Source organism: Pseudomonas sp. NFACC41-3 (assembly GCF_900109505.1).
GTDB lineage: Bacteria > Pseudomonadota > Gammaproteobacteria > Pseudomonadales > Pseudomonadaceae > Aquipseudomonas > Aquipseudomonas chlororaphis.
In genome coordinates, this window is the sequence record NZ_FOAE01000006.1 from 565,368 (window position 1) to 582,135 (window position 16,768).

Below are 16,768 nucleotides of genomic sequence, written 5' to 3' on the forward strand. Positions count from 1 at the left end.
GAGCACGCCCTCTTCGAACGGAATGCCGCCCAGACCGATCGCAGCCTTCGGCAGCGGCTACAGGGGAGGCTGATAGCCTGGCTCGCACAACCTCCGGTTGCCGCTGCGATTCAGGCCGGGCATGCTGCGAAACGATTTTTCATTTCCACGGCGGTTCGACGCCCAGCAAGGAGAACACCATGACTTCCACCCTGTTTATTACCGGCGCGACCTCCGGTTTTGGCGAAGCCTGTGCCCGTCGTTTTGCCGAGGCCGGCTGGTCGCTGGTGCTGACCGGTCGCCGCGAAGAGCGTCTCAACGCCCTGTGCGCCGAGCTGTCGAAGCAGACCGAGGCGCACGGCCTGGTGCTCGATGTGCGGGATCGCAAGGCCATGGAAGAAGCGATTGCCAACCTGCCGCCGTCCTTCGCCAAGCTGCGCGGGCTGATCAACAACGCCGGCCTGGCCCTGGGGGTCGACCCGGCGCCCAAGTGCGACCTGGACGACTGGGACACCATGGTCGACACCAACATCAAGGGCCTGATGTACAGCACCCGCCTGCTGCTGCCACGGCTGATCGCCCATGGCCGCGGCGCCGGCATCGTCAACCTCGGCTCCATCGCCGGTAACTACCCGTATCCGGGCAGCCACGTGTATGGCGCGAGCAAGGCGTTCGTCAAACAGTTCTCCCTGAACCTGCGTTGCGACCTGCAAGGCACCGGTGTACGGGTGACCAACATCGAGCCGGGCCTGTGCGAAAGCGAGTTCTCCCTGGTGCGCTTCAAAGGCGACCAGGAGCGTTACAACGCTACCTACGCCGGTGCCGAGCCGATTCAGCCGCAGGACATCGCCGACACCATCTTCTGGGTGCTCAACACCCCGGCCCACGTCAATATCAACAGCCTGGAGCTGATGCCGGTGAGCCAGACCTGGGCCGGTTTCGCCATCGAGCGCAACGCCAAGGGCTGAATGCTCCGCCTGTAGCCGCTGCCGTAGGCTGCGATGGTCCGGGCCACGTTGGTCGCAGGACCTTCAGCGATCTTGAGTCCTGCGACCGGTTCCCGGTCGATCGCGGCCCGCGGCAGCGGCTACACTCCGCGTGCCGATGCGTTTGGCAACACAGCCGTTCAGGCCTGAATCAGCCCGTACAAGGTAGACTCCCGCTCCGCAACCCACCGCAGCCTTGCATCAAGGCCGCGAATTCAAAGGTTCTCGAGGAGGAAATGTGAGTAACCGAGGTGAGCAGGTACTGCTCAAACAATCGACCGTCCTGATGTTCGCCGTGGCGATCGCCGCTATCGTCACGGGGTTTTTTTCCGGTTCCCAATCGATTCTGTTCGATGGTTTTTTTTCGCTGATCGCGACCGTCATCAAGGTCTTGATGCTGATCACCGCCAAGCTGATCGCCAAGGAAAGTAACCAGCGTTTTCAGTTCGGCTTCTGGCACCTGGAACCGATGGTGCTGCTGATCGAAGGCAGCTTTTTGTTGCTGATTGCGATCTACGCCTTTCTCAGCGGTATGTTCGGCATTATCAACGGTGGCCGCGAGATCGAACTGGGCCTGGTGATCCCTTTTGCGATGGTGCTTAGCGTCGTCTGTTTCGCCTATTTCTTCTACGTCCGTTATCGCAATCGCACATTGAAATCCTCGTTGATCCAGTTCGACAACATCAGCTGGCTGGTGGACGCGATGCTCTCGGTCGGCTTGCTGGTGAGCTTTCTCATCGCGTTGCTGCTCAAGACCCAGGGGTATGGCCAGTGGGCCGCTTACGTCGACCCGTCAATCCTGATCCTGCTGGCCCTGAGCATGCTCGCGCCGGCCTTCAATATTCTCAAGCCAGCGTTACGCGATGTACTGGGAATTGTCCCGGACCAACTGGATGACAAGGTTCGCCAAGTGATGGACGAGGCGAAAGTCGAGCACGGCTTTGCCGACTACGTCTCGTATGTGCAGAAGCACGGACGGGCGCGGTTTATCGAGATTCACATTGTGCTGCCGCAGGACTATCCATTGCAGGGCGTGGCGACGCTGGACAAGCTGCGCGAGGAGATATCCACACAGCTCGGCAAGGCGGATGCGGCGCGCTGGCTGACCATCAGCTTTACCGGCGATCGCAAGTGGATTGCCTGAGGCCTTCCTGAGCGCAGGCGCGCAATCGCGAGCTTCGCTCCTACAGAGGCATGCTCGTTTTTCTGTAGGAGCGAAGCTTGCTCGCGATAGCGATGTAAAGATCAGCCGAAGTATTCAGCCAGGCCGAGATAACAGGTCGCCAGGTGATAAGGCGTGGTCGACGGCATGTCCCGGCGGCTGAGCACGCCATGGGCGTCCAGGCATTCGTTCCAGCCCTTGGCATGCAGGAAGTGTTGTTGCAGCGCCAGCAATTGGTGTTGCAGGCGTTCGGCGTTGTCCTGGCGCAAGGTCAGGGCGCGCAGGTATTCGGCCTGGGCCCAGATGCGTTGGGTCGGGTCGAGCACATCGCCATCGACACTCAGCATCCCGCTCACCGCATCGCTGGAGTTATCCACACCAACCTGCTCGGCATAGGCAAAGGCCCGCTCCAGCGAGGCGTGCAGCGGGCAGCCACGCAGCAAGGCCGAGGATTGCAGCAGGAAGAACCATTCGAACTGGTGCCCCGGCTCGAACCAGTTATCCACAGCCCCCAGCGGTTTCTCCATCATCAGCCCATGCCGTGGCTCGATGAAGCGCTGCTGCATGGCCGTGCACAGGGCCAGCAGTGCGCTTTGCACGGCGGCGTCGTCACGCACGGCCAGGGTGGCGAGGAAGGCCTCGGCCAGGTGCATCAGCGGGTTCTGCAAGGGGCCGCAAGCCAGGGACGACCAGTCCTCGGCGAGGGCCGCTTCGTACAAGCCATCGCCGCTGGCAAAACGTTCGGCCACCACTTTCAGCGCGGCATTGAGCACCGATTCCACCAGCGGCTCGCGGACCTTGGCCCAGTAATGGGCGCAGGCAAAGACGATGAAGGCGTGGGTGTAGAGGTCCTTGCGCCTGTCCAGCGGCGCGCCCTGGGCATCGATGCTGTAGAACCAGCCGCCGTGCTCGGCGTCGTGGAAGTGCCGTTGCAGGGAACGGAACAGCGCCGCGGCGCGCTCTTCGGCAAGCGGTGTACGGCCATCGCCGATCAGGCTGGAAAACAGGTACAGCTGCCGGGCGCAGGCCATGGCCCGATAACGCTGAGGCGGCAGCGGGGCATGCTCGGCGTCCAGCGCCTCGAAGGGCAGCGCCAGTTCCGGATTCCAGCCCGGCCCCTGCCAGAGCGGCACGATCACGCTGTGGAAATGCTGTTGCACGGCCGTAAACAGGGCGGTCGATTCAGACGGGGAAGTAGGGCTGGAAACATCGGGCATTGGCTGGCGTCGTCACGGCAGGGTGGAATGCGCGACATGGTAGCAGAGAAGGCCCTGGGGATCGTGGTTGGGCCGGAGCCCTTAATCGCGAGCAAGCTCGTTCCTACAGTGGCGGCGTTGTTCCTGCAGGAGCGAGCTTGCTCGCGAAAAAAAGCCTCAAACGACGTGCATCAGCCGGCCAGCAACCACACGCCAGTCGCAGCGGACGCCGCGCCCGCCAGGCGCACCAGCGGCGCAGCGGCTTGTGGCAGGAGCCGGACCACGGCATAACCGACCGCGTGCAGTGCCGCGGTGGCAGCGACGAAGCCTGCGGCATAGGTCCAGGGGCTGGACATGTCCGGCAGTTCCAGGCCGTGGGCCACGCCGTGGAACAGGGCGAACAGCGCGGTGGCGGCCACCGCCAGGCTCAACGGCGGACGCACCGCCAGGGCCACGGCCAGGCCGAGGGCCAGGACCGAGGCGGCGATCCCGCTTTCCAGGGCCGGCAGGTTCAGCCCTGCAAAACCCAGCACGCCGCCGATCAGCATGGTGCCGACGAAGGTGCAGGGCAGTGCCCAGCGCGCCGCGCCTTGCTGCTGCGCGGCCCACAGGCCGACCGCAACCATCGCCAGCAAGTGGTCGAGGCCACCGATCGGGTGGCTGATGCCGGCCATCAGGCCGTTGTCGCCGTGGCCCGGGTGAGCGAAGGCCAAAGCTGGAGTCAGCAGCAGGGCGAGGGTGCCGAGAATGCGTTTGAGTGTCATGGACAGGCTTCCTTGTTGAGCTTTTTGAAAAGAGCGATCAGGCCGCGATCAGCAGTCCCTGGCGTTCGATAAAGGCGATGATTTCCTCCAGGCCCTGGCCGGTCTTCTGATTGCTGAAGACGAACGGCTTGCCACCGCGCATGCGCTGGGTATCGCCGTCCATCATCTCCAGCGAAGCGCCAACCAGGGGGGCCAGGTCGATCTTGTTGATCACCAGCAGGTCGGACTTGCAGATGCCCGGGCCACCCTTGCGCGGCAGCTTGTCGCCCGCCGACACGTCGATCACGTAGATGGTCAGGTCGGACAGCTCGGGGCTGAAGGTCGCCGACAGGTTGTCGCCGCCGGACTCCACCAGAATCAGGTCGAGGCCGGGAAAACGCCGGTTCAGCTGATCCACCGCCTCGAGGTTGATCGAGGCGTCTTCGCGAATCGCTGTGTGTGGGCAGCCGCCGGTTTCCACGCCGATGATGCGCTCGGGCGCCAGGGCCTGGTTGCGCACCAGGAAGTCGGCGTCTTCGCGGGTGTAGATATCGTTGGTCACCACCGCCAGGTTGTAGCGTTCGCGCAGGGCCAGGCACAGGGCCAGGGTCAGGGCGGTCTTGCCGGAGCCCACCGGGCCGCCGATGCCGACGCGCAGAGGTTGTGCGTTCATGTGACTCTCCACAATAAAAGGCACCAAGTAAAAGGCGCCAAACTAAAAGGACCTAGGAACGGAACAGGCGGCTGTACTGGCGCTCATGGGCCATGCACGCCAGGGACAGGCCGAAGGCGGCGCTGCCGTAATGTTCGGGGTCGAGGTTCGAGGCATTGCGCTGGGCCTCTTGCAGCAACGGCAACAGTTCGCTGGTCAGGCGCTGAGCAGCCTGCTGGCCCAGGGGCAGGGTTTTCATCAGCACCGCCAGCTGGTTTTCCAGCCAGCTCCACAGCCAGGCGGCCAGGGCGTCCTGCGGGCTGATCCGCCAGGCCCGCGCGGCCAGGGCCCAGCCCAGGGCCAGATGCGGCTCGGCGATCTGCGCGAGAAAGGCGCGGGCCGGCGGATCCAGCTCCGGCAGGCCGTTCAGCAGCTGTTGCAGGGAATAGCCCATTTGCCGGCTTTCCTGGTGCAGCTCGCGGGTTTCGCGGCTGGCGCGATGTTCCTGGCACAGCTGCAGCAATTGCGCCCAGTCCTCGTCCGCGGCCGCCTGACAATGGGCCAGCAACAGCGGTGCTTCGAAGCGCGCGAGGTTGAGCAGCAACTGGTCGCCGATCCAGCGTCGGGCGCTGTGCGGATCGTTGACCGTGGCCTGTTCCACGGCCATTTCCAGGCCCTGGGAATAGCTGTAGCCGCCAATCGGCAGCTGTGGGCTGGCCAGGCGCAGCAGGGCCCAGGCCGGGTTCATGGGCGCACGCCAAACTGGTGCAGCCGCGGCGCGTAGTTGAAGTCCTCGTCGCCGTGGCGGGAATGATGATGGCCGCCGCCGTAGGCGCCGTGTTCCGGCTGGAACGGCGCCTCGATGGTTTCGGTATTGGCGCCGAGCTGTTCGAGCATGGCCTTGAGTACATAGTCGTCGAGCAGGCGCAGCCAGCCATCGCCGACTTGCAGCGCGACGTGGCGGTTGCCCAGGTGGTAGGCGGCGCGGGTCAGTTCGAAGGCATTGCGGCAGGTGACATGCAACAGGGTTTCCGGACGCGCGCAGACCCGCACGATCCGGCCATCCTCGGCCTGCAGGCATTCGCCGTCGTGCAGCGGCGGCTGGCCACGCTCCAGAAACAGCCCGACGTCTTCGCCGTCGGCACTAAAACAGCGCAAACGGCTTTTGCTGCGGGCTTCGAAGGTCAGGTGCAACTCGGCGGACCAGTCGGGTTGCGGCGCGATTCTGCGATGAATCACCAGCATTGGAAGGCTTCCAGCTATGAGCGATGCAGGGTGTAGAGCAAGTGCCTTGCCAATCGCCCGGTCTGATCGGAAACGGGTGGAAAGCGCCTGAAAATGGGGCGGGCTTATGTTTTATTTTGTTACAAATTCAGGGTGTGCGCTGATTTATAGCACTGACTTGGTGCGTTGTGCTGTTTTTTGATGCGCGGCGAAGCGCCGCTCTGGCGCAAGCCATGGCGGGCAGATGAGGCGGTGGAGGAGGCTGTGCGGTTGAGCACAGCGGCGGGGGGTTATTCGGTGCTGCCCAGCCCTTGCCAGTGCTTGAGGCCGATAAAGATGAAGCGCAGCTGCTGGGTGATTTTCGCCTGCGGCGTAAGGTGCTCGGGCAGGGCTTGCGCGGGCGGGTCGATGATGTCCGGCAAGGTGGCGAACACACTTTTGACGATCAGGTCGGCCATCACCGTCAGGTCGGCGATGTTCAGGTGTTGCAGCTTGGGCATCAGGGTCAGGTCGGCCGCCAGGTCGGCGCTGATGTTTTCCCGCAGGCTGGCGATCGCTTGGCGCACCGGCAGCGAACCGCCGTACTGCTCGCGGGCGAGGAACAGGAACTGCGAGCGGTTGGCTGCCACTACATCGAGGAAGATCCGCACCGAGGCATCGATGATGCCGCCCATGACAAATTCGTTATGGCGCACCAGGCGGATGGTTTCGCGGAAGGTCTGGCCGACTTCGCTGACCAGTACCAGGCCAAGTTGGTCCATATCGTCGAAATGCCGGTAGAAACCGGTCGGCACTATGCCGGCGGTTTTCGCCACTTCGCGCAGGCTCAGGCTGCCGAATCCGCGGCCGCATTCCATCAGGTGGCGGGCAGCGTCCATCAGAGCGTTGCGAGTCTGTTGTTTCTGTTCGGCGCGGGGCAGCATCGGCGGGCTGGTTTTCTGATCAAGAGAGCGGCGCACTCTAGCAAATCAACTTTGCCGGCGTCGAACCTGGTGGGGGCGGTGAGCTGAAGGCGAGACCTGGATCGGAGCGGTGGACGCAGAAAAAAACGGCGCGGCTCAGGAAAAAACAAAGCCCGATCCAGGGACCGGGCTTTTCTGTAGAGGCATCATAGGCTTGACTCACAGCTGGGTTGCGTTAGGCCAAACGGTCGTTGCCGTCTTAAACCAGACCTTTCTCTTCCAGGCGATCACGGCCGCCTTCGGCTACAGCCTGGCCCAGGGGAGTGCGATCGAAGCCGTCTTCAGCCAGGGTCTGACCTTGTGGGGTACGGTCGCCGCCATCGGAAGCCAGGGTTTGGCCTTGTGGGGTGCGGTCGCCGCCATCGGAAGCCAGGGTCTGACCTTGTGGGGTACGGTCGCTACCGTCGGAAGCCAGGGTCTGGCCTTGTGGAGTGCGGTCGCTGCCATCGGAAGCCAGGGTTTGGCCTTGTGGAGTGCGGTCGCCGCCATCGGAAGCCAGGGTTTGGCCTTGTGGAGTACGGTCGCCGCCATCGGAAGCCAGGGTTTGGCCTTGTGGAGTGCGGTCGCCACCGTCGGAAGCCAGAGTCTGGGTGAATACCGAGGTGCTGGCTTTGACTTGTGGGGTAGCCTGTTCAGCGGCTGGCAGGGCGAAAGCGTTGGCTGCCAGGATCGAGAGGGTCAGGCTAAGCAGTAATTGGCGTTTCATGATGGGTTGCTCCTTGGGAGGGCGATAAAGTGGGTACGGAGCCAATGTTACGCGCGCAAAATCGATATAAAAGTTCATAAAGACAATGGTAATAATCAACAGAATTGATTGTTCTGCCCGAGGGCTCTAGAACGGGCGTTTCCGAAGAGAGGTTTTGCACCGGGGTGGGTATTTTCGACCCATCTGCGCCTCGCAAAAGTGCGGCGGCGGTAACGCCAAGCTGGCGCTTCGGTCAGGAAAAACCGTGCTTTTGTGTCTGATTCGCGGCTTTGGGTTAAACCTGCGGGCCGTTTGTCAGTCCTAGTTTTCATGACCGGTGGATTTCAACCCCGGCCGTTCACAGGGGCGTCGTTATCCCGGCGTCCTTCAGTAGTCAGGAGCCCTGTGCATGACGCGCACTCGTAAAATTCTCGCCTGGACAGTCGGTAGCCTTTTCCTGCTGCTGGCCGTGCTGGTACTGATCATCGCGTTCTTCGATTGGAACCGGATCAAGCCGCCACTCAATGCCAAAGTCTCCGAAGAACTGCGTCGCCCCTTCGCCATCAACGGCAACCTGGCGGTGATCTGGCAGCGCGAGCCCGACGAAGGCGGCTGGCGGGCCTGGGTGCCGTGGCCGCATGTGGTGGCCGAAGACCTGACCCTGGGCAACCCCGACTGGTCCAAGGCGCCGCAGATGGTCAGCCTCAAGCGCGTCGAGTTGCGCATTTCACCCCTGGCATTGCTGGCGCAGCGCGTGCGCATTCCGCGTATCGACCTCACCGAGCCGAACGCCGCCCTCGAACGCCTGGCCGACGGCCGCGCCAACTGGACTTTCCAGTTCGACCCAAAAGACCCGAACGCCGAACCCTCCAACTGGGTGGTGGACATCGGCGCCATCGGCTTCGACAAAGGCCATGTCATCCTCAATGACCAAAGCCTGAAAACCCGCCTCGACCTGCTGATCGACCCGTTGGGCAAGCCGATTCCGTTCAGCGACATCGTCGGCGACAAGGCAGCGAAGAAAGCCGAGGAGAAGGGCGCAGCTCCCCAGTCCTACGCCTTTGCCTTCAAGGCCAAGGGGCAATATCACGGCCAGGCGCTCACCGGCTCCGGCAAGATCGGCGGCTTGCTGGCGCTGCAGGACGCGAGCAAGCCGTTCCCGCTGCAAGTCCAGGCAACGATCGGCGATACCCGCGTCGAACTGGCCGGCACCCTGACCGACCCGCTCAACCTTGGCGCGCTGGATCTGCGCATGAAGCTCGCCGGCACCAGCCTGGGCAACCTGTACCCGCTGACTGGCGTGACCCTGCCGGACTCGCCGGCCTATGCCACCGATGGCCACCTGAGCGCGCAGTTGCGCGACCCGGCCGGGGCGAAGTTCCAGTACCAGGATTTCAACGGCAAGATCGGCGACAGCGACATTCACGGCAACCTGACCTACGTCGCCAGCCAGCCGCGGCCCAAGCTGACCGGTGCGCTGGTGTCCAATCAGTTGCTGTTCAGCGACCTGGCGCCGCTGATCGGCGCCGACTCCAACGCCGAGCAGAAGGCCCGTGGCGGCGACAGCAAGCAGCCGGCGGACAAGGTGCTGCCGGTGGAAGAGTTCCGCACCGAGCGCTGGCGCGACATGGACGCCGATGTCGAGTTCACCGGCAAGCGCATCGTCCACAGCGCCGATTTGCCCTTCACCGACCTGTACACCCATCTAGTGCTCGACGACGGGCGCCTGAGCCTGGAGCCGCTGCGTTTCGGTGTGGCCGGCGGCAAGCTGGATGCGCAGATTCGCCTCAACGGCCAGGCCACGCCGCTGGAAGGCCGGGCCAAGCTGACCGCGCGCAACTTCAAGCTCAAGCAGCTGTTCCCGACCTTCGAGCCGATGAAAACCAGCTTCGGCGAACTCAATGGCGATGCCGATATCGCTGGGCGCGGCAACTCGGTGGCGGCCCTGCTCGGCAGCGCCAACGGCGAGCTGAAGATGCTGATCAACGACGGTGCCATCAGCCGCAGCCTGATGGAGATCGCCGGGCTCAACGTCGGCAACTATGTGATCGGCAAGATGTTTGGCGACAAGGAAGTGAAGATCAATTGCGCCGCCGCCGACTTCGGCATCAAGACTGGCCTGGCCACCACTCGCCTGTTCGTGTTCGATACCGAGAACGCGATCGTCTACATCGACGGCACCGCGAACATGGCCAGCGAGCAGCTGGACCTGACCATCACCCCGGAATCCAAGGGCTTGCGCCTGTTCTCCCTGCGCTCGCCGCTCTATGTGCGAGGCAAGTTCATCAAGCCGGAGGCCGGGGTCGAGGCCGTGCCGCTCATGTTGCGCGGCGCCGGCATGGTGGCGCTGGGGGTGATCGCCGGGCCGGCGGCCGGATTGCTGGCGCTGGTGGCGCCGAGCGGCGGCGAGCCGAACCAGTGCGCGCCGCTACTCGAGCAGATGCGTTCGGGCAAGGCGCCGGTGGCGGTCAAACCGACGCGTTGAGAGCAAACGGAGTTTTCCTGTAGGAGCGAGCTTGCTCGCGATAGCCGCGAAGCGGCGACCTGTCTGCCAAAACTGGTCATCCTTGGCGATCTTTTCGCGAGCAAGCTCGCTCCTGCCTGGTCCCTGGGGCATTAGCCAGCGGCGAGCATCGGATGCCCGGCTGCCTGGGCCTCTTCGCGCAACCACTGGAAAAATGCCCGCACCGGCGGATGCCGTTCGCGCCCGGGCACGCACAAGGCGCTGTAGCCCGCGCCGTCGACATGGATCTCCGGGTGATACGGCAGCAGCAGGCCGCTGGCCACGCTTTCCGACACCAGGATATTGCTGGCCAGCACCAGGCCCTGGCCGGCAATGGCCGCCTGCAGGGCGTAGTGTTCCTCGTCGTATTCACGAATCACCGGACGGCCCTGCATCCAGCTTTCCTGCGCCTTGTCGCACCAGGCCTCCCAGCCATGGGCGTAAAGCTTGGAATTGTGCCAGCGCACGCTGATCAGTGTCGGCGTTTGCTCGCGGGCCAGGGCCACCTGCTCCGGCGAGCCGTAGACCGCGAAGCACTCGTCGAACAGGCACAGCCCATAGAGATTCGGGTAGTCGTCCAGGCTGTAGCGGATCACCAGGTCGACGCTGGCATCCTGCTGCAGGTCGATGACCTCGCAGTTAGTGTCCAGGCGCAGGTTGATGTTCGGGTGCCGGGCATAAAAACGCCCCAGGCGCGGCACCAGCCACAGCGCGGCGAAGGCCGGCGTGGTGGAGATCATCAGGTTCGCGCCGCTGCGTTGCGGGCGCAGGCTGTCGACGCTCTGCGCCACTTCCAGCAAGGCGCCGTGCAGGCTGTGGAACAGCCGTTCGCCGCATTCGGTCAGGCGCACCTGGCGCGGCAGGCGCTGGAACAGCGGCACGCCCAGCCAGCTTTCCAGGGAGCGGATCTGGTGGGAAATCGCCGTGGGTGTAACCGACAGTTCCTCGGCGGCGGCCTTGAAACTCAGGAGCCGGGACGCCGATTCGAAGGCGCGCAGGGCGGTCAGCGGCAGGTTGGCAAACATACTGGGTCACCTTATGGGTGAAATGGATTCATCCTGATCAACTATTGCTCATTTGTTCCAGGGGGCCTGCATCAATAGCTTTATTCCTCGCCCAGGAAGGCTTTTACGGTCTTCCAGAATGATCCAGGATGAGGAATGACAGATGAGCAGAATTCTAGCAGTACATGGCAGCCCCCGTGGCGAACGCTCCCATTCGCGGCGGCTGACGGAGCGCTTTCTCCAGGCCTGGCTCGAGGCCCATCCCCAGGGCCGGTTGACCCGTCGGGAAGTCGGCCGTGCCTCGCTGCCCCACGTCAGCGAAGCCTTCGTCGCCGCGGCGTTTTATCCCGAACCCCAGGCACGGCCCTTGTCGATGCAGGCCGACCTGGCCCTGAGCGACGAGCTGGTGACGGAGTTGCTGGAACATGAGCTGCTGGTGATCTCGGCGCCGATGTACAACTTCAGCGTGCCCAGCGGCCTCAAGGCCTGGGTCGACCAGATCGTGCGCCTGGGCCTGACCTTCAATACCGTCCAGGACAACGGTGTCGCCCAGTACGAGCCGCTGGTGCGGGGCAAGAAAGCGCTGATCGTCACCAGTCGCGGCGGCTTCGGCTTCGGCCCGGGCGGCGAACTGGAAGCCATGAACCATGCCGATCCATGGTTACGCACGGCGCTGGGCTTTATCGGTATCGACGATGTCACGGTGATCGCGGCCGAAGGCGAGGAATCGGCCGAGCGCACGTTCCAGGTGTCCTGCGCCGAAGCCGAGCAGCGCCTGCTGGCACTGGCGCGGACCTTCTGAGGAGGCGACATGGCCTGGCTGTTCTTGCTGATCGCCGCCGCCTTCGAAGTCACCTTCGCCATGGGCATGAAGTACGCCGAGGGGTTCACCCGGCTCTGGCCGTCGCTGCTGACGGTGGTGGCCGCGCTGGGCGGCATCTACTTCCTGACCCTGGCGATGCGTGAACTGCCGGTGAGCATCGCCTACCCGATCTGGACCGCCATCGGTTCCCTGGGCACGGTGTTCCTCGGTTTCGCCTTGCTGGGGGAGAGCCTGACGCTGGTCAAGCTGCTGTCGGTGGGGCTGATCGTGGCCGGGGTGGTGGGGTTGAAGTAGAAGGGATGGAGCCCGGGGAATGTCATACAGTGGTCGTGAAGCTGTCATCTTGGCTGTCGATGCTCTTGGCTGCTGTCTGCATCCAGCCTTGGGCGCCGCGGTCCCTGATACAAGTCCGATCACAAGGATGTTCCCATGTCCCAAGAGCTTGCCACGCGTTACCCGCTGGTCCTGGTCCCCGGCATGCTGGGGTTTATCCGGCTGGTGCTGTACTCCTACTGGTTCGGCATCGAGTCGGCGTTGCGCCGCGGCGGGGCCACGGTGATTGCCGTGCAGGTCTCGCCGCTGCACTCCACCGAGGTGCGCGGCGAGCAATTGCTGGCGCGGATCGAGGAGATCCGCCGCGAAACCGGCGCCGACAAGGTCAACCTGATCGGCCACAGCCAGGGCTCGCTCACCGCCCGCTATGCCGCGGCCAAACGGCCGGACTGGGTGGCCTCGGTGACTTCGGTGGCCGGGCCCAATCATGGCTCGGAGCTGGCCGACTACATCGAACGCCACCATTCCATCGACACCCTGCGCGGGCGCGTGCTGAGTTTTATCCTGCGGGTGATTGCCGTGCTGATGAGTTGGCTCGACACCGGCTATCGTGGGCCGAAGCTGCCGGCGGATATCCATGCTTCGCACCGCTCGCTGACCAGCGAGGGCGTGGCGCTGTTCAACCGCCAGTATCCCCAGGGCCTGCCGGACACCTGGGGCGGGCAGGGGCCGGAAGAGGTCAACGGGGTGCGCTACTACTCCTGGTCCGGCACCTTGCAGCCGGGCAAGACCAATCGCGGGCGCAACCTGTTCGACGGCACCAACCGCACCTGCCGGCTGTTCGCCAGGACCTTTGTCCGCGAGGCCGGGCAATGCGATGGCATGGTCGGCCGCTACAGCTCGCACCTGGGCACGGTGATTGGCGACGATTACCCCCTGGACCACTTCGATATCGTCAACCAGTCGCTGGGGCTGGTGGGCAAGGGCGCCGAGCCGATCCGGCTGTTCGTCGAGCATGCGCAGCGGTTGAAGGCGGCGGGGGTATAGCCAGAGAGGGATGTGGCGGTCTTGAGATTTATCGCGAGCAAGCTCGCTCCTACAGGATCGAGCGGTCCCTGGCGAGCTTGCTCGCGATGACGATCTGTCAGACGACGCTGGCCTTGCGCCCCAGCGCGGTGGTCCAGCGTTCCGACAGGATCACCCCGCCCAGGGTCAGCACCCCACCCACCAGGTGATACAGCGCCAGCTGTTCATGCAGCACCACGGCGGCGATCAGCGCGGTGATCAGCGGCAGCAGGTTGAAGAACAGTGTGGTGCGGCTCGGTCCCAGGCGTACCACCGCCTGCATCCAGGCCAGCGGCGCGAGCATCGAGGCCAGCAGGCAGGCATAGAGCACCAGGGGAATGTTGTGCAGGGTCAGGCCGGTTTTCGGCGAGGCCAAAAACAGCGGGAACAGCACCACCACGGCCACCAGCACCTGCAGGTACAGCAGCACCAGCGGCGGCAGGCGCAGCTGCCATTTTTTCAGCAGGGTGCTGTAGATCGCGTAGGCCAGGGTGGCGATCAGCATCATCGCGTCGCCCAGGTTCACCCCCTGTTCCAGCAGCACCTCGAGGCTGCCGGACGACACCACCACCAGCACCCCGGCAAACGACAGCACGGCACCGGCCAGGGCGCCGGCCGTCAGGCGCTGGCCGAGGCTGGCGATGGCCATGGCCAGCGACATCAGCGGCATCAGCGAGAGGATGATGCCCATGTTGGTAGCCGAGGTCAGGGTCGCGGCGAAGTAGGCCAGGCTCTGGTACACCGCCATGCCCAGCACGCCGAGGATGAAGATCTTGCCCAGGTTCGGGCGGATCACCGCCCAATGGGCGACCACTGCCTTGAGCATGAAGGGCGTGAACAACAGGCCGGCCAGCAGCCAGCGATAGAAACCGATCTCCGCGGGGAAGATCGCCCCGACCGCCAGCTTGTTGATGACGGTATTGCCGGCCCAGATAAAGACGGCCAGTAACGGATAAGCGTATTGCATGAGGAAAAACCAGAACGTTGATGAAGGGTGATTATCCCTCTGTCTGGATCCAGGCCTATACTTCGATCCAGACAACCCACCCCTGAATCCGGACAGCATGAGCAAAAAACACATCGACCTGCTGCCCTTCAGCGGTCTGCCGGCGCCGGTGTACTTCCGCTATGCCGATTTCGACGCCCACAGCCATGCGCTGGAACATCGCCACCCCTGGGGCTGCCTGGAATATTCGGCCCATGGCGTGATGCACATGGAAATCGCCGGCCAGCGCTTTATGTCGCCGCCGCAGTACGCCATCTGGATTCCGCCGGGCACCGAGCATAGTTTCTACAGCCCGCAGCCGATCGTGTACCGCGCCGTGTGCCTGGCCCCGCAGTTGTGCCAGGCGCTGCCGCAGCAGGCCTGTACCCTGGCCATCAGCGATATCCTCAAGGCGATCCTCAAGGACTTCGCCGCGCGCGATGTGCAGATCCCCGAGCAGGAAGCGGACAGCCGCCTGGCCCAGGTAATGCTCGACCAGTTGCAACAGGCGCCGGTGCATGACGGTTACCTGCCGTATGCCAGCAGCCCGGCCTTGCTCGGTGTGCTGGAAGCATTGCAGGCCGCCCCGGGGGATAACCGCGCGCTGGCCGATTGGGCGCGGCAGATCCACGTCAGCGAACGCACCCTGGCCCGGCAATTCGTGCGCGAGCTGGGCATGAGTTTCGGCGAGTGGCGCCAGCGCCTGCGCTTCCTGGCATCCATCGAGGCGCTGGACAGCGCGCGCAGTGTCCAGGAAGTGGCGTTCGACATGGGCTACAGCAGCGCCTCGGCATTTATCGCGATGTTCCAGCGCCAGGCCGGTTGCACCCCCGAGCAGTACCGGCGCACCAGCCTACAGAACAGGTGAACCTGTAACAGGGTTTGTCTACACTGCGCTGGAGGCCGCGCCCGTCGGTGCGGTAACAAGGAGAAAACTCCATGAAGATGCTGCGTATCCCTTTGTTGATGGTTGGTCTGCTGCTCTGTTCCCAAGGATTTGCCGCCACCGCCCAGCAGAACAAGATGACCACTTGCAACGCCGACGCCACCGCGAAAGCCCTCAAGGGCGATGAGCGCAAAGCCTTTATGAGCACCTGCCTGAAAGCCACCCCGGCTGCCGCGGCAACCCCGCAGGAACGGATGAAGACCTGCAACGCCGACGCCACTGCCAAAGCCCTCAAGGGCGATGAGCGCAAGACCTTCATGAGCACGTGCCTGAAGAAGCAATAACCTTCTCCTTCGCAGGCGCGAGCTTGTTCACGATCCGGTCGCGGCGGTTTGCCTGACACACCCTGTATCGTTGATCGCCAGCAAACCCGCGCCTGTCGGCCTCGCATCGCCAGTGCAACGCTGGCAGACTGCCAATCCTTTCACGCTGTTTGTTTGAGGCTGTATGCCAACGTTTTCTCAGCGTCATCTGTTGTTGTTCAGTTGGGTGATTATCTTCGGCGGCCTGTTGCTGGTAATCCCGTTGCGGCTATTACCGAGCCTGCTGGCGGGCCTGCTGGTGTTCGAACTGGTCAACATGCTCACCCCGCAACTGCAACGGTTGATCGAAGGTCGGCGGGCGCGCTGGTTGGCAGTGGCCCTGCTCGGCACCCTGGTGGTCAGCGTGCTGACGCTGCTGTTCGCCGGCGCCATCAGCTTCCTGCTGCACGAAGCGGAGAACCCGGGGGCTTCCCTGGACAAATTCATGACGGTGGTGGACAAGGCGCGCGGCCAGTTGCCGCCGTTCCTCGACTCCTATCTGCCGGCCAGCGCGGCGGAGTTCCAGGTGGCCATCGGCGCCTGGGCCAGCAAGCACCTGAGCGAGTTGCAACTGGTGGGCAAGGACGCGGCGCACATGTTCGTGACCTTGCTGATCGGCATGGTGCTGGGGGCGATCATTGCCTTGCAGCGCGTGCCCGACCTGACCAAGCGCAAGCCGCTGGCGGCCGCGCTGTTCGACCGCCTGCACCTGCTGGTCCAGGCCTTTCGCAACATCGTGTTCGCGCAGATCAAGATTTCCCTGCTCAACACTTTCTTCACCGGGATCTTCCTCGCGCTGATCCTGCCGATGTTCGGGGTCAAGCTGCCGCTGACCAAGACCCTGATCGTGCTGACCTTCCTGCTGGGGCTGTTGCCGGTGATCGGCAACCTGATCTCCAACACCCTGATCACCATCGTTGGCATGTCGCTGTCGATCTGGGTGGCCGCGGCGGCGCTGGGCTACCTGATCTTTATCCACAAGCTGGAATACTTCCTCAACGCGCGGATCGTCGGCGGGCAGATCAGTGCCAAGTCCTGGGAGTTGCTGTTGGCGATGCTGGTGTTCGAGGCGGCGTTCGGCCTGCCGGGGGTGGTGGCCGGGCCGATCTACTACGCCTACCTGAAGAGTGAATTGAAGCAGGCGGGGTTGGTTTGACCTGACGCTATCCCTGTAGCCGCTGCCGCAGGCTGCGATCGGCCGAAGGCCGTAGCGATCTCAAAATCGCTGAAGGTCCTGCGGACCTTATCGCAGCCTGCGGCGGCGGCTACAGGCGATGC

18 protein-coding genes are annotated in these 16,768 nt (G+C 63.7%); 9 read left to right on the forward strand and 9 right to left on the reverse strand.

The features are described 5' to 3' along the window. The first annotated feature begins 179 nt into the window (after nt 1–179). Together BMY68_RS27080 and BMY68_RS27085 are read left to right on the forward strand one after the other, a co-directional pair. Complete coding sequence (locus BMY68_RS27080; protein WP_085533652.1) at nt 180–947, forward strand: SDR family oxidoreductase; 768 nt, start codon at nt 180–182, stop codon at nt 945–947. Between the two features lie 256 nt (nt 948–1,203). After that, nucleotides 1,204–2,109, forward strand: coding sequence for a cation diffusion facilitator family transporter (locus tag BMY68_RS27085; RefSeq protein WP_062823821.1), 906 nt, complete (start codon nt 1,204–1,206; stop codon nt 2,107–2,109). Nucleotides 2,110–2,210: 101 nt separating this feature from the next. On the opposite strand, the gene BMY68_RS27090 is transcribed toward BMY68_RS27085, so the two are convergent. The 7 genes from BMY68_RS27090 to BMY68_RS27120 form a co-directional block, all read right to left on the reverse strand. Beyond that, a complete protein-coding gene (locus BMY68_RS27090; RefSeq protein ID WP_085533654.1) occupies nt 2,211–3,344 on the reverse strand; it encodes an AGE family epimerase/isomerase in 1,134 nt (377 codons plus the stop codon). A 170-nt stretch (nt 3,345–3,514) separates the two neighbouring features. Further along, nucleotides 3,515–4,087 carry a HupE/UreJ family protein gene (locus BMY68_RS27095; RefSeq protein ID WP_007925225.1) on the reverse strand — a complete coding sequence of 191 codons (573 nt, stop codon included), beginning with the start codon at nt 4,085–4,087 and terminating at the stop codon, nt 3,515–3,517. Nucleotides 4,088–4,124: 37 nt separating this feature from the next. Further along, nucleotides 4,125–4,739, reverse strand: coding sequence for an urease accessory protein UreG (ureG, locus tag BMY68_RS27100; RefSeq protein WP_007925234.1), 615 nt, complete (start codon nt 4,737–4,739; stop codon nt 4,125–4,127). 52 nt (nt 4,740–4,791) lie between these two features. Then, complete coding sequence (locus tag BMY68_RS27105; protein WP_085533656.1) at nt 4,792–5,466, reverse strand: urease accessory protein UreF; 675 nt, start codon at nt 5,464–5,466, stop codon at nt 4,792–4,794. Next, nucleotides 5,463–5,963 carry an urease accessory protein UreE gene (ureE, locus tag BMY68_RS27110; protein WP_062823818.1) on the reverse strand — a complete coding sequence of 167 codons (501 nt, stop codon included), beginning with the start codon at nt 5,961–5,963 and terminating at the stop codon, nt 5,463–5,465. Before ureE ends, BMY68_RS27105 begins: the two co-directional genes overlap by 4 nt. 269 nt (nt 5,964–6,232) lie before the next feature. Further along, the gene (locus BMY68_RS27115) at nt 6,233–6,865 is read right to left on the reverse strand and encodes a TetR family transcriptional regulator (protein ID WP_009041936.1); all 633 of its coding nucleotides are present in this window, start codon (nt 6,863–6,865) and stop codon (nt 6,233–6,235) included. Between the two features lie 238 nt (nt 6,866–7,103). Next, on the reverse strand, nt 7,104–7,610 hold the full coding sequence (locus tag BMY68_RS27120) for a WD40 repeat domain-containing protein (protein WP_085533658.1): 507 nt from the start codon (nt 7,608–7,610) through the stop codon (nt 7,104–7,106). Nucleotides 7,611–7,998: 388 nt separating this feature from the next. Here BMY68_RS27120 and BMY68_RS27125 point away from each other — a divergent pair, with 388 nt between their 5' ends. After that, nucleotides 7,999–10,074 (forward strand): AsmA family protein, encoded by a 2,076-nt coding sequence (locus BMY68_RS27125; RefSeq protein ID WP_085533659.1) that lies wholly within the window; start codon nt 7,999–8,001, stop codon nt 10,072–10,074. 131 nt (nt 10,075–10,205) lie between these two features. Here the strand turns inward: BMY68_RS27125 and BMY68_RS27130 are convergent, their stop codons facing one another. After that, a complete protein-coding gene (locus BMY68_RS27130; protein ID WP_085533661.1) occupies nt 10,206–11,117 on the reverse strand; it encodes a LysR substrate-binding domain-containing protein in 912 nt (303 codons plus the stop codon). Nucleotides 11,118–11,259: 142 nt separating this feature from the next. Here BMY68_RS27130 and BMY68_RS27135 point away from each other — a divergent pair, with 142 nt between their 5' ends. The 3 genes from BMY68_RS27135 (at nt 11,260) to BMY68_RS27145 (ending at nt 13,239) form a co-directional block, all read left to right on the forward strand. Then, nucleotides 11,260–11,898: an FMN-dependent NADH-azoreductase gene (locus BMY68_RS27135; protein ID WP_085533663.1), complete on the forward strand. Its 639-nt coding sequence runs from the start codon at nt 11,260–11,262 to the stop codon at nt 11,896–11,898. 9 nt (nt 11,899–11,907) lie between these two features. After that, nucleotides 11,908–12,213, forward strand: a complete 306-nt coding sequence (locus tag BMY68_RS27140; protein WP_007932767.1) for a DMT family transporter — start codon at nt 11,908–11,910, stop codon at nt 12,211–12,213. Between the two features lie 135 nt (nt 12,214–12,348). Further along, nucleotides 12,349–13,239 (forward strand): esterase/lipase family protein, encoded by an 891-nt coding sequence (locus BMY68_RS27145; protein ID WP_053259454.1) that lies wholly within the window; start codon nt 12,349–12,351, stop codon nt 13,237–13,239. A gap of 97 nt (nt 13,240–13,336) precedes the next feature. Here the strand turns inward: BMY68_RS27145 and BMY68_RS27150 are convergent, their stop codons facing one another. Continuing rightward, complete coding sequence (locus BMY68_RS27150) at nt 13,337–14,224, reverse strand: DMT family transporter (protein WP_085533665.1); 888 nt, start codon at nt 14,222–14,224, stop codon at nt 13,337–13,339. Between the two features lie 97 nt (nt 14,225–14,321). Between BMY68_RS27150 and BMY68_RS27155 the strand changes: the two genes are divergently transcribed. The 3 genes from BMY68_RS27155 to BMY68_RS27165 all read left to right on the forward strand — a co-directional run bounded on the left by BMY68_RS27155 (nt 14,322) and on the right by BMY68_RS27165 (nt 16,646). Continuing rightward, nucleotides 14,322–15,110 carry an AraC family transcriptional regulator gene (locus BMY68_RS27155; RefSeq protein ID WP_085533667.1) on the forward strand — a complete coding sequence of 263 codons (789 nt, stop codon included), beginning with the start codon at nt 14,322–14,324 and terminating at the stop codon, nt 15,108–15,110. Between the two features lie 71 nt (nt 15,111–15,181). Next, nucleotides 15,182–15,472: a PsiF family protein gene (locus BMY68_RS27160; RefSeq protein WP_007932771.1), complete on the forward strand. Its 291-nt coding sequence runs from the start codon at nt 15,182–15,184 to the stop codon at nt 15,470–15,472. A gap of 163 nt (nt 15,473–15,635) precedes the next feature. Further along, nucleotides 15,636–16,646, forward strand: a complete 1,011-nt coding sequence (locus tag BMY68_RS27165) for an AI-2E family transporter (RefSeq protein WP_009041944.1) — start codon at nt 15,636–15,638, stop codon at nt 16,644–16,646. Nucleotides 16,647–16,768: the final 122 nt, after the last annotated feature.